We start from the raw sequence: 13,619 nt of genomic DNA, 5'->3' as shown, positions 1-13,619 counted from the left end.
CAACAGGTTGATATTCCTGTACCACCTCCTCACCGTTTGAGAAATGGGGGGACGCAGTAGGATAGGGTAAGCGCGCTGTTGGTTATGCGCGTCCAAGCAGTAAGGCGTGTGTGTAGGCAAATCCGCACACTGTAACGTTGAGCTGTGATGGCGAGTCCGTATGGACGAAGTTCCTGATTTCACACTGCCAAGAAAAGCCTCTATCGAGGTGAGAGGTGCCCGTACCGCAAACCGACACAGGTAGTCGAGGAGAGAATCCTAAGGTGTGCGAGAGAACTCTCGTTAAGGAACTCGGCAAAATGACCCCGTAACTTCGGGAGAAGGGGTGCTCTTGAGCGTGCAAGCGCATGAGAGCCGCAGTGAATAGGCCCAGGCGACTGTTTAGCAAAAACACAGGTCTCTGCAAAACCGTAAGGTGACGTATAGGGGCTGACGCCTGCCCGGTGCTGGAAGGTTAAGAGGAGTGGTTAGCGCAAGCGAAGCTGCGAATTGAAGCCCCAGTAAACGGCGGCCGTAACTATAACGGTCCTAAGGTAGCGAAATTCCTTGTCGGGTAAGTTCCGACCCGCACGAAAGGCGTAACGATCTGGGCACTGTCTCAACGAGAGACTCGGTGAAATTATAGTACCTGTGAAGATGCAGGTTACCCGCGACAGGACGGAAAGACCCCGTGGAGCTTTACTGTAGCCTGATATTGAATTTTGGTACAACTTGTACAGGATAGGTAGGAGCCAGAGATCTCGGAGCGCCAGCTTCGAAGGAGGCGTCGGTGGGATACTACCCTGGTTGTATTGAAATTCTAACCCATGCCCCTTAGCGGGGCAGGAGACAGTGTCAGGCGGACAGTTTGACTGGGGCGGTCGCCTCCTAAAAGGTAACGGAGGCGCCCAAAGGTTCCCTCAGAATGGTTGGAAATCATTCGTAGAGTGTAAAGGCACAAGGGAGCTTGACTGCGAGACCTACAAGTCGAGCAGGGTCGAAAGACGGGCTTAGTGATCCGGTGGTTCCGCATGGAAGGGCCATCGCTCAACGGATAAAAGCTACCCCGGGGATAACAGGCTTATCTCCCCCAAGAGTCCACATCGACGGGGAGGTTTGGCACCTCGATGTCGGCTCATCGCATCCTGGGGCTGTAGTCGGTCCCAAGGGTTGGGCTGTTCGCCCATTAAAGCGGTACGCGAGCTGGGTTCAGAACGTCGTGAGACAGTTCGGTCCCTATCCGTCGTGGGCGTAGGAAATTTGAGAGGAGCTGTCCTTAGTACGAGAGGACCGGGATGGACACACCGCTGGTGTACCAGTTGTCTTGCCAAAGGCATCGCTGGGTAGCTATGTGTGGACGGGATAAGTGCTGAAAGCATCTAAGCATGAAGCCCCCCTCAAGATGAGATTTCCCATTACGCAAGTAAGTAAGATCCCTCAAAGACGATGAGGTAGATAGGTTCGAGGTGGAAGTGTGGTGACACATGGAGCTGACGAATACTAATCGATCGAGGACTTAACCAAATTGTTTGAAGCATTCAATGCACCGTTTATCCAGTTTTGAAAGAACAATCTTTTCAACAAAAAGAGAGCTTCAATACCTAGTGTATTTTAAAGCTTAAAATAATGGAACTTCTGCTAAGAACGCAACATCCATGTTGCAACGCAGAAGCCAGCACATCCATGTGCAAGTCTAGTGATGATGGCAAAGAGGTCACACCCGTTCCCATACCGAACACGGAAGTTAAGCTCTTTAGCGCCGATGGTAGTTGGGGGCTTCCCCCTGTGAGAGTAGGACGTCGCTAGGCAATGAAACAGTCAGCTGTGTGCTGGCTGTTTTTTTTTTACATATAGCTTTTTGTGTTTATTATGTAGATAGTGAGAGATGTTTTTAAATGTCTTAGATTTTAATTACATAGTTAAACAAAGACATTCTCGTATATAAAGCACACTTTTGTGCTATACTAACGCCTTGCCTCTATGCATCACTCACTCTCCATTTCATCCTTTTATTAATTCCTTAAAACCTTTTTCTTTTAAAAATTGCCTTTATATCGAAGATATTTAAATTGAATCGAATGATAACGACAAGAATATGTAAATTTCAGTTCTATTCAGCATTAACCAATCTTATAATATAAAGATTACAGCAAAAAGGAGAGGGAATTTTGTGGATTGATGGAGTTTTTTCTGGTGGAGGCTTGAAGAGTTTTGCACTGGTTGGGGCTTATCAAGTATTAGAAGCAGAGCATTTCCGATTTAAACGCGTAGCTGGTACAAGTGCAGGTGCTATTTTAGCAGCATTTATCGCAGCAGGATATAGTGGCAAAGAAATTGAAATGATGCTAGAAGAGTTGGATATACCTTCACTACTGGATCCAAGAAGAACATTTTTACCTTTCCCTTTTATGAAATGGATAAATGTTTATCATCATTTGGGTCTTTATAAAGGAAAGGCATTGGAAAAATGGTTTTTTAAAAAACTAGCTGATAAAGGTGTCTACACTTTTGGAGATTTACCTAAAGACTCTCTTAAGTTAGTTGCCTCAGATTTAACGAACGGTAGAATGATTGTCCTGCCTGATGATTTACACAAATATCAAATTGAAGCAAAGAATTTTTCAGTTGCTTGTGCATTACGTATGAGTTGTGGTATACCTTTCTTCTTTGAACCAGTTACATTAAAGACGGGTAAAGGTGAATCAGTCATAGTAGACGGTGGTGTTTTAAGTAATTTTCCATTATGGATATTTGACGATAAAGAAGGTCGAAAAGTACGACCTATTTTAGGCCTAAAGCTTAGCAGAAGAAGAGAAGAGCAATGTCCTCAAGAAATTAAAAATGGTTTAAATTTATTTGAAGCACTATTTTCGACTATGAAAGATGCTCATGATGAAAGATATATTTCTAGACGACATGAAAGAGATATTATTTTTATTCCTGTAGAAGATTATAGTGCAACTCAATTTGATTTAAACGAGGAGACAAAAGAAACTCTTTTAGAAATAGGAAGAAACCGTACAATTCAATTTTTACGGAATTGGCCAAGATTAAGATTGTAACTAAATAAAAAAATCATATAAAACTATTGACCAAAAATAAATAGGGTGTTATTATATAAAAGTTGCTGTTGAGATAAGCAGTGACTGAAAGAAATTAAAATAAAAAATAAAATAACTGTTTGACATTATATTTAAAACATGTTATTATATAAAAGTTAGCTCTTAACGAAGAGTTAATAACATGAACCTTGAAAACTGAACAAGCAAAACGTAATCAATAAAGTTTTAAGTAACTAGTTTCGGCTAGTGAACGAAACAAAATTTTGGACATCAAAATTGATGCCAGCAAAACAATTTGAGCTAATCAAATTTCTTTTATGGAGAGTTTGATCCTGGCTCAGGACGAACGCTGGCGGCGTGCCTAATACATGCAAGTCGAGCGAACAGAGAAGGAGCTTGCTCCTTTGACGTTAGCGGCGGACGGGTGAGTAACACGTGGGCAACCTACCTTATAGTTTGGGATAACTCCGGGAAACCGGGGCTAATACCGAATAATCTGTTCCACCTCATGGTGGAACACTGAAAGACGGTTTCGGCTGTCGCTATAAGATGGGCCCGCGGCGCATTAGCTAGTTGGTGAGGTAACGGCTCACCAAGGCGACGATGCGTAGCCGACCTGAGAGGGTGATCGGCCACACTGGGACTGAGACACGGCCCAGACTCCTACGGGAGGCAGCAGTAGGGAATCTTCCACAATGGGCGAAAGCCTGATGGAGCAACGCCGCGTGAGTGAAGAAGGTTTTCGGATCGTAAAACTCTGTTGTAAGGGAAGAACAAGTACAGTAGTAACTGGCTGTACCTTGACGGTACCTTATTAGAAAGCCACGGCTAACTACGTGCCAGCAGCCGCGGTAATACGTAGGTGGCAAGCGTTGTCCGGAATTATTGGGCGTAAAGCGCGCGCAGGCGGTCCTTTAAGTCTGATGTGAAAGCCCACGGCTCAACCGTGGAGGGTCATTGGAAACTGGGGGACTTGAGTGCAGAAGAGGAAAGTGGAATTCCAAGTGTAGCGGTGAAATGCGTAGAGATTTGGAGGAACACCAGTGGCGAAGGCGACTTTCTGGTCTGTAACTGACGCTGAGGCGCGAAAGCGTGGGGAGCAAACAGGATTAGATACCCTGGTAGTCCACGCCGTAAACGATGAGTGCTAAGTGTTAGGGGGTTTCCGCCCCTTAGTGCTGCAGCTAACGCATTAAGCACTCCGCCTGGGGAGTACGGTCGCAAGACTGAAACTCAAAGGAATTGACGGGGGCCCGCACAAGCGGTGGAGCATGTGGTTTAATTCGAAGCAACGCGAAGAACCTTACCAGGTCTTGACATCCCGTTGACCACTGTAGAGATATAGTTTCCCCTTCGGGGGCAACGGTGACAGGTGGTGCATGGTTGTCGTCAGCTCGTGTCGTGAGATGTTGGGTTAAGTCCCGCAACGAGCGCAACCCTTGATCTTAGTTGCCATCATTTAGTTGGGCACTCTAAGGTGACTGCCGGTGACAAACCGGAGGAAGGTGGGGATGACGTCAAATCATCATGCCCCTTATGACCTGGGCTACACACGTGCTACAATGGACGATACAAACGGTTGCCAACTCGCGAGAGGGAGCTAATCCGATAAAGTCGTTCTCAGTTCGGATTGTAGGCTGCAACTCGCCTACATGAAGCCGGAATCGCTAGTAATCGCGGATCAGCATGCCGCGGTGAATACGTTCCCGGGCCTTGTACACACCGCCCGTCACACCACGAGAGTTTGTAACACCCGAAGTCGGTGAGGTAACCTTTTGGAGCCAGCCGCCGAAGGTGGGATAGATGATTGGGGTGAAGTCGTAACAAGGTAGCCGTATCGGAAGGTGCGGCTGGATCACCTCCTTTCTAAGGATTATTTCGGAATACAAACCTAGGGTTTGTAAGATTACGTTTTGCGTTCAGTTTTGAAGGTTCATTCTTCCGAATGAAATACTTCAAAACTTGTTCTTTGAAAACTGGATAAAACGACATTGAAATTGTAACAAACACATTTATTTTTTAAGTTTTTTATAGGCTTAATAACATTAGTAAGGTTTCAAGACACAAGCAGTTCTAGGAAGCAATCGAGTGAATGAAGGAGCGTACTTCAGTACGTGACTGATTGAACGAGTGAAGCTGACAACGAAATGCGATGTGTATTGAAAGCTGTAGGTTAAGTTATTAAGGGCGCACGGCGAATGCCTTGGCACTAGGAGCCGAAGAAGGACGGCACTAACACCGATATGCTTCGGGGAGCTGTAAGTGAGCTTTGATCCGGAGATTTCCGAATGGGGGAACCCACTACGTTTAATCGCGTAGTATCTTGACGTGAATACATAGCGTCTTGAAGGCAGACCCAGGGAACTGAAACATCTAAGTACCTGGAGGAAGAGAAAGAAAAATCGATTCCCTGAGTAGCGGCGAGCGAAACGGGAAGAGCCCAAACCAAGAGGCTTGCCTCTTGGGGTTGTAGGACACTCTATACGGAGTTACAAAAGAGCGAGTTAGATGAAGCGACTTGGAAAGGTCCGCCAGAGCAGGTAAAAGCCCTGTAGTCGAAAGTTCGTTCTCTCCTGAGTGGATCCTGAGTACGGCGGAACACGTGAAATTCCGTCGGAATCCGGGAGGACCATCTCCCAAGGCTAAATACTACCTAGTGACCGATAGTGAACCAGTACCGTGAGGGAAAGGTGAAAAGCACCCCGGAAGGGGAGTGAAAGAGATCCTGAAACCGTGTGCCTACAAGTAGTTAGAGCCCGTTAATGGGTGATAGCGTGCCTTTTGTAGAATGAACCGGCGAGTTACGATTACGTGCGAGGTTAAGCTTTAGAAGGCGGAGCCGCAGCGAAAGCGAGTCTGAATAGGGCGAAATAGTACGTGGTCGTAGACCCGAAACCAGGTGATCTACCCATGTCCAGGGTGAAGGTAAGGTAACACTTACTGGAGGCCCGAACCCACGCACGTTGAAAAGTGCGGGGATGAGGTGTGGGTAGCGGAGAAATTCCAATCGAACTTGGAGATAGCTGGTTCTCTCCGAAATAGCTTTAGGGCTAGCCTCGTGATGAGAATACTGGAGGTAGAGCACTGTTTGGACTAGGGGGCCATCCCGGTTTACCGAATTCAGACAAACTCCGAATGCCAGATATTTATACACGGGAGTCAGACTGCGAGTGATAAGATCCGTAGTCAAAAGGGAAACAGCCCAGACCACCAGCTAAGGTCCCAAAGTAATCGTTAAGTGGAAAAGGATGTGGCGTTGCACAGACAACCAGGATGTTGGCTTAGAAGCAGCCATCATTTAAAGAGTGCGTAATAGCTCACTGGTCGAGTGACGCTGCGCCGAAAATGTATCGGGGCTAAACGATTCACCGAAGCTGTGGATTGACATCTACGATGTCAGTGGTAGGAGAGCGTTCTAAGTGCGTTGAAGTCAGACCGGAAGGACTGGTGGAGCGCTTAGAAGTGAGAATGCCGGTATGAGTAGCGAAAGACGGGTGAGAATCCCGTCCACCGTATGACTAAGGTTTCCTGAGGAAGGCTCGTCCGCTCAGGGTTAGTCGGGACCTAAGCCGAGGCCGACAGGCGTAGGCGATGGACAACAGGTTGATATTCCTGTACCACCTCCTCACCGTTTGAGAAATGGGGGGACGCAGTAGGATAGGGTAAGCGCGCTGTTGGTTATGCGCGTCCAAGCAGTAAGGCGTGTGTGTAGGAAAATCCGCACACTGTAACGTTGAGCTGTGATGGCGAGTCCGTATGGACGAAGTTCCTGATTTCACACTGCCAAGAAAAGCCTCTATCGAGGTGAGAGGTGCCCGTACCGCAAACCGACACAGGTAGTCGAGGAGAGAATCCTAAGGTGTGCGAGAGAACTCTCGTTAAGGAACTCGGCAAAATGACCCCGTAACTTCGGGAGAAGGGGTGCTCTTGAGCGTGCAAGCGCATGAGAGCCGCAGTGAATAGGCCCAGGCGACTGTTTAGCAAAAACACAGGTCTCTGCAAAACCGTAAGGTGACGTATAGGGGCTGACGCCTGCCCGGTGCTGGAAGGTTAAGAGGAGTGGTTAGCGCAAGCGAAGCTGCGAATTGAAGCCCCAGTAAACGGCGGCCGTAACTATAACGGTCCTAAGGTAGCGAAATTCCTTGTCGGGTAAGTTCCGACCCGCACGAAAGGCGTAACGATCTGGGCACTGTCTCAACGAGAGACTCGGTGAAATTATAGTACCTGTGAAGATGCAGGTTACCCGCGACAGGACGGAAAGACCCCGTGGAGCTTTACTGTAGCCTGATATTGAATTTTGGTACAACTTGTACAGGATAGGTAGGAGCCAGAGATCTCGGAGCGCCAGCTTCGAAGGAGGCGTCGGTGGGATACTACCCTGGTTGTATTGAAATTCTAACCCATGCCCCTTAGCGGGGCAGGAGACAGTGTCAGGCGGACAGTTTGACTGGGGCGGTCGCCTCCTAAAAGGTAACGGAGGCGCCCAAAGGTTCCCTCAGAATGGTTGGAAATCATTCGTAGAGTGTAAAGGCACAAGGGAGCTTGACTGCGAGACCTACAAGTCGAGCAGGGTCGAAAGACGGGCTTAGTGATCCGGTGGTTCCGCATGGAAGGGCCATCGCTCAACGGATAAAAGCTACCCCGGGGATAACAGGCTTATCTCCCCCAAGAGTCCACATCGACGGGGAGGTTTGGCACCTCGATGTCGGCTCATCGCATCCTGGGGCTGTAGTCGGTCCCAAGGGTTGGGCTGTTCGCCCATTAAAGCGGTACGCGAGCTGGGTTCAGAACGTCGTGAGACAGTTCGGTCCCTATCCGTCGTGGGCGTAGGAAATTTGAGAGGAGCTGTCCTTAGTACGAGAGGACCGGGATGGACACACCGCTGGTGTACCAGTTGTCTTGCCAAAGGCATCGCTGGGTAGCTATGTGTGGACGGGATAAGTGCTGAAAGCATCTAAGCATGAAGCCCCCCTCAAGATGAGATTTCCCATTACGCAAGTAAGTAAGATCCCTCAAAGACGATGAGGTAGATAGGTTCGAGGTGGAAGTGTGGTGACACATGGAGCTGACGAATACTAATCGATCGAGGACTTAACCAAATTGTTTGAAGCAGTCAATGCGCCGTTTATCCAGTTTTGAAAGAATAATCTTTCAAAAAAGAGAGCTTCAAGACACAAGTAGAACAAGGAAGCAACCGAGTGATTGAGGGAGCGTACTTCTGTACGTGACTGATTGAGCGAGAGCAGCTGACGCAGTAATACGCCGTGTATTGAAGGTCGAATATAGTCTAGTGATGATGGCAAAGAGGTCACACCCGTTCCCATACCGAACACGGAAGTTAAGCTCTTTAGCGCCGATGGTAGTTGGGGGCTTCCCCCTGTGAGAGTAGGACGTCGCTAGGCAATGAAACAGTCAGCTGTGTGCTGGCTGTTTTTTTATAAACTAACGAAATTCATTAATAAATTAAAGAATTTCCTACAAAAAACCTTTAATATATCACTCATTTCCTTCATTTATATAATATTAATGGTAATAAATCTCTTTTATTATAGCTTTTTATTTGGGTGTAACTTTAAAATTTGATATAATTAAAAATCTGAATTGTCTTTCTTTTATAAGTTTCTTGACAGTAGCAGTCCACGTTGTTAATCTTACAATTAATATTCTTTTAACTATAGGAGGAAGTTACGAAAATGTGGGAAACTAAATTTGCCAAAGAAGGTTTAACTTTTGATGATGTATTATTAGTACCAGCTCATTCCGAAGTATTACCGAAAGATGTTGATTTATCTGTTCAATTAACACCGAAAATTAAATTAAACATTCCAATGATTAGTGCAGGTATGGATACAGTTACTGAGTCTAAAATGGCAATTGCTATGGCACGACAAGGCGGTATCGGTATTATCCATAAAAACATGGGGATCGATGAGCAAGCTGAACAAGTAGAAAAAGTAAAACGTTCTGAAAATGGTGTTATAACAAACCCATTCTTCTTAACTCCGACTCATCAAGTTTTCGATGCTGAACATTTAATGGGGAAATACAGAATCTCTGGTGTACCTATTGTTGATAGCATGGAAAACCAAAAATTAGTAGGGATTATTACAAACCGTGATTTACGTTTTATCTCTGACTACTCTTTAAAAATTGAAGATGTAATGACAAAAGAAGATTTAATTACGGCTCCTGTTGGAACGACTTTAGAGGATGCTGAAAAAATTCTTCAACAATATAAAATCGAAAAACTTCCGATTGTAGATGAAGAAGGTAGATTAACTGGACTTATCACAATTAAAGATATCGAGAAAGTAATTGAATTCCCGAATGCTGCTAAGGACATACATGGCCGTTTACTTGTAGGTGCAGCAGTTGGTGTATCAAAAGATACAATGGTACGTATTGAAAAACTTGTAGAAGCACAAGTAGACATTGTAGTAATCGATACTGCTCACGGTCATTCAGAAGGCGTATTACAGACAATTCGCTCAATCCGTGAGACTTATCCAGAATTAGAAATTATCGCTGGTAACGTAGCAACTTCAGAAGGTGCACGTGCATTATTTGAAGCTGGTGCAGACGTTGTGAAGGTTGGTATTGGCCCAGGTTCAATTTGTACTACACGTGTAGTAGCTGGTGTAGGTGTACCACAAATTACAGCAGTTTATGATTGTGCTACAGTAGCTCGTGAGCTTGGTAAAACGATTATTGCCGATGGTGGTATTAAGTACTCTGGTGATATCGTAAAAGCTTTAGCAGCTGGTGGAAATGTGGTAATGCTTGGTTCACTTCTAGCAGGTACTTCTGAATCTCCAGGAGAAACAGAAATTTTCCAAGGACGTCGCTTCAAAGTTTATCGTGGTATGGGTTCTATTGGAGCAATGGAAAAAGGCTCAAAAGACCGTTACTTCCAAGAAGACGCGAAAAAATTAGTGCCTGAAGGTATTGAAGGTCGCTTACCATATAAAGGACCACTAGCAGATACAATTTATCAACTTATTGGTGGCATTCGTGCTGGTATGGGTTATTGTGGAGCACCACATCTTGAGCATTTACGAGAAAAAGCTCAATTTGTTAGAATGACTGGTGCTGGTCTTCGTGAATCCCATCCACATGATGTACAAATTACAAAAGAAGCACCAAACTATTCAATGTAATTTATTACTTGCAACTTTTATGCTTTCGCATCGTCTACAAAGATGGCGCGAGAGCATTTTTTTATGGTAGAGAGTCAACACGTATGTTGTTATCTATGATAAAATGTCGAGGACAAGATTATTTTTTGGAGGGCTTTAGAGGTGAAAAAGAAAACGAACACCGTATTACGCTTACTCCTAATTCCTGTTTTACTAATTAGTATTTTTGCAGGTACTCCTGCACAGGCACATGCGGAAACAGATTTAGGATTAACAGTGGATGCTGCGATTTTAATTGACGCAGACTCAGGGAAAATTTTATATGAACAAAATGCAGATACTTCACTAGGTATTGCAAGTATGACAAAGATGATGACTGAATTCCTGTTATTGGACGCAATTGATGCAGGAACAGTTAAATGGGATCAGGAATATCACGTAACAGATTATACGTATCGTATGTCTCAAAATCGTGCATTAAGTAATGTACCTTTACGTAGAGATGGCACTTATACCATTCGTGAATTATACGAGGCAATGGCAATTTATTCTGCAAATGCGGCAACAGTAGCTATTGCTGAAACGATTGCAGGTTCTGAGACTGAGTTTTTAAAGTTAATGAATAAAAAAGCAGAGGAACTTGGTTTAGAAGGCTATAAATTTGTCAATGCAACGGGCCTTAATAATGCTGATTTATTTGGTATGCACCCATCAGGTACAGGCCCAGAGGATGAAAATGTGATGCCTGCTAAATCTGTAGCAAAATTGGCTTATCATTTATTAAAAGATCATCCAAAGGTTTTAGAGACATCTAAAATTGCAAAAAAGAAGTTCCGTGAAGGTACTGAAGATGAAATTCAAATGTCTAACTGGAACTTTATGTTGCCTGGATTAGTGTATGAATACGAAGGTGTAGATGGATTAAAAACAGGTACAACAAACTTTGCAGGTCATTGTTTCACAGGTACTGCAGAGCGCAATGGTACTCGTTTGATTGCTGTTGTTATGAAGGCTGTTGATGCAAAAGGACAAGGATCTTATGAAGCTCGTTTTGATGCAACAGCAAAATTATTTAACTATGGCTTTTCTCAATTCTCAAAGCAAGAAATTTTACCAGCGAACTATACGTTCAAAGGTCAAAAAACAGTAAAAGTGACAAAAGGTAAAGAAGACAAAGTAGCGATTGCGGTAAAAGAACCCATTTCATTTATGATTAAGTCTTCTGATAAAGATTTATATAAACCGACATTGGTTTTAGATAAAAAAAGTTTAGAGGCAGATGTTAAAAAGGATACTGTTGTAGGTAAGGTTGTTATCGAACGCACAGAAGGCACAGATTACGGCTTTATCGATGGCAAGGATATTTCATCTGATGTTGTCACAACAAAGGCTGTAGAGCGCGCTAGCGGTATCTCATTGTTCTTCCAAGGTGTAGGTAACTTCTTCGGCAATTTATGGGGAGGCATTACTGACTTTGTTGGTGGACTGTTTTAATAATTAAAAATGAGCACATGAATGTACTTAGCATTCATGTGCTTTTTCACATTTTTGAACCGTACAGCATACGCTAATAGGCGAAAGGATGTGGCTAAATGTGTGGCATTACAGGATGGGCTAGCTTTCAAAAGGATTTAAGAACAAGTGATATGATCTTAAAACGAATGACCCAAACATTAAATAAGAGAGGGCCTGATGATGAAAATATTTGGTGTAGTGAGCATATTGCATTTGGCCATCGACGACTAGCTGTTATCGATCTAATTGGTGGTAAACAGCCAATGAAAAAAATACATGATGGGGTAAACTATGTCATTACATATAATGGCGAACTTTATAATACCGAAGAGGTTCGTAAAGAACTTCAAAAAAGAGGGCACAGTTTTACAACACATTCAGATACAGAAGTATTATTAACTGCGTATATTGAATGGAAAGAGAAATGTGTAGATTTTCTAAATGGCATATTTGCCTTTGGTGTATGGGATGAGCAAACACAATCACTGTTTTTATGCAGAGACCGATTAGGTGTGAAGCCATTGTATTATACAGAATTAAAGGAAGGTGTTCTTTTCGCATCTGAAGTGAAAGCATTGTTGGCACACCCAATGGTTCAAGCAAGTGTAAATACTGAAGGATTGGCAAGTATGATGGCTGTGGGGCCCTCAAGAGCACCAGGCAAGACACTTTTTAAAGATATTGAAGAATTAAGACCAGGGTATGCTATGCGTTTTACTAGAGAAGGCTTAAGAAAGTGGCAGTATTGGCAGTTACATAGCCAAAAGCATGAAGAATCATTAGGCGAGACTATTGAGCGCATTCGCTTTTTGTTAACTGATGCAATTGAACGACAGTTGGTTTCGGATGTCCCTATCTGTACATTTCTTTCAGGTGGATTGGATTCTAGTATTATAACCGGTATTGCAGCAAATAGGTTTCAACAACAAAATAAACAATTGCATACCTATTCTATTGATTATGAGGATAATGAACGCTTTTTTAATCCACATACTTTCCAAACATCAACAGATACGTACTGGATTCAAAAAATGACTGACACATTTCAGACGGCACATCACCCAGAGGAAATTACTCAGCAACAATTAATTGATTTCTTAGTTGAATCGGCCATTGTCCGAGATTCACCTGGTATGGCAGATGTAGACTCATCCTTATTATGGTTTTGCCGAGAGATAAAAAGAGATTTTACAGTAGCGTTATCAGGGGAGTGCGCAGATGAGATTTTTGGTGGATACCCTTGGTTTAAAGAAAAGACAACGGGCTTTCCGTGGATTCGATCTTTATCTGAAAGAAATGCATTGCTACAAGAGAAGTGGAATAAAAAATTAAAGATTGAATCCTTTGCACATCAACTATATACGCAAACAATAGCTGAAGTACCGTTGTTGGATGGAGAAAGTTCTGAAGAAGCTAGACATCGCGAAATGTTTTATTTGAATATGACTTGGTTTATGCAGACTTTGCTAGAGCGCAAGGATCGTATGAGTATGGGGGCAAGTTTAGAGGTACGTGTTCCTTTTGCAGATCATCGTCTTGTGGAATATGCTTGGAATATTCCGTGGGAAATGAAGAACTTGGATGGCATAGAAAAGGGTTTACTACGAAAATCGATGGCTCAGTTATTGCCTGATGAGGTGTTGTATCGTAAAAAGAACCCTTATCCTAAAACGTATCACCCAGTTTATACAGCAGGTATTCAAAAGTGGTTAAAAGAAATCCTTCAAAATAAAAATTCGATACTACATGAACTATTTGACAACAAAAAACTTTTAGAATTAATCGACTCTGGAGGAAGCTCATTCAAGATCCCTTGGTATGGGCAACTAATGGCAGGGCCACAGCTTTTAGCGTACCTAGGGCAAATTCATACTTGGTTTGAACATTATCAAATACAATTAATTGAAACGTAATAAAAAATGACTCA

The 13,619-nt window shown here is 43.7% G+C and carries 4 protein-coding genes and 5 rRNA genes (1 of these 9 only partly in view); all 9 read left to right on the top strand.

Annotated features, from left to right (window positions below; all coding sequences use genetic code 11):
- A 23S ribosomal RNA gene (locus SJW71_RS00575) occupies positions 1-1,503 on the top strand (it extends 1,425 nt beyond the left edge of the window).
- Positions 1,504-1,671: 168 nt separating this feature from the next.
- Positions 1,672-1,787: ribosomal RNA gene (gene rrf / locus SJW71_RS00570) — 5S ribosomal RNA — on the top strand.
- Between the two features lie 360 nt (positions 1,788-2,147).
- Positions 2,148-3,041: a patatin-like phospholipase family protein gene (locus tag SJW71_RS00565; protein WP_431811645.1), complete on the top strand. Its 894-nt coding sequence runs from the start codon at positions 2,148-2,150 to the stop codon at positions 3,039-3,041.
- A 314-nt stretch (positions 3,042-3,355) separates the two neighbouring features.
- Positions 3,356-4,907, top strand: a 16S ribosomal RNA gene (locus SJW71_RS00560).
- 305 nt (positions 4,908-5,212) lie between these two features.
- Positions 5,213-8,140, top strand: a 23S ribosomal RNA gene (locus tag SJW71_RS00555).
- 187 nt (positions 8,141-8,327) lie between these two features.
- Positions 8,328-8,443, top strand: a 5S ribosomal RNA gene (rrf, locus tag SJW71_RS00550).
- The 16S, 23S and 5S rRNA genes sit together here, the layout of an rRNA operon.
- Positions 8,444-8,734: 291 nt before the next feature.
- On the top strand, positions 8,735-10,198 hold the full coding sequence (guaB, locus tag SJW71_RS00545; protein WP_274795114.1) for an IMP dehydrogenase: 1,464 nt from the start codon (positions 8,735-8,737) through the stop codon (positions 10,196-10,198).
- 141 nt (positions 10,199-10,339) lie between these two features.
- Positions 10,340-11,671 (top strand): D-alanyl-D-alanine carboxypeptidase family protein, encoded by a 1,332-nt coding sequence (locus SJW71_RS00540; RefSeq protein WP_431811644.1) that lies wholly within the window; start codon positions 10,340-10,342, stop codon positions 11,669-11,671.
- A gap of 98 nt (positions 11,672-11,769) precedes the next feature.
- Positions 11,770-13,605, top strand: coding sequence for an asparagine synthase (glutamine-hydrolyzing) (gene asnB / locus SJW71_RS00535; protein WP_431811643.1), 1,836 nt, complete (start codon positions 11,770-11,772; stop codon positions 13,603-13,605).
- Positions 13,606-13,619 lie beyond the last annotated feature (14 nt).

Origin of the sequence: Lysinibacillus sp. FW12 (assembly GCF_050817245.1) — a bacterium.
Lineage (GTDB): Bacteria > Bacillota > Bacilli > Bacillales_A > Planococcaceae > Lysinibacillus > Lysinibacillus irui.
This window is presented reverse-complemented; position numbering and strand designations above follow the sequence as displayed.